This is a genomic window from Oleiphilus sp. HI0128 (assembly GCF_001635365.1).
Map to the genome: position 1 here is coordinate 1 of NZ_LWGG01000524.1, position 377 is coordinate 377.

Annotated in this window: 1 protein-coding gene; it reads right to left on the bottom strand. The window is 47.5% G+C overall.

Annotated elements, in window-relative coordinates:
- Window positions 1-377, bottom strand: a 377-nt coding sequence (locus tag A3763_RS06165) for a molybdopterin-dependent oxidoreductase (RefSeq protein WP_156494964.1), incomplete at both ends; no start/stop codon positions are given.

Genomic DNA, 377 nt, shown 5'->3' on the forward strand with positions numbered 1-377 from the left:
CCCTTACCACCATTACCTAGTTTCTCTAGCAATGGGCCAAGCGAAGTAAAGCGCTTATAGGTATTCGGGTAATCACGTTCAACAACGGCTAGGTTTGGTGCCGTCTTACCTGGAATCAGGTCACACTCACCTTTCCACCATGCTTTCACACCCTCTGGCTGAGCAAGCTCTCCTGGTGTGTCGTGCTGAAGCGGTACCGTGACCAAATCTTTCTCAACACCCAAGTGGCCTTCACAAAGTTCAGAGAACTTCTTGGCAATACCTTTGAAGATATCCCAGTCAGATCTCGATTCCCAAACCGGGTCAATCGCTTTAGAAAGAGGGTGAATAAACGGATGCATATCCGACGTATTCATATCGTCTTTTTCGTACCAAGT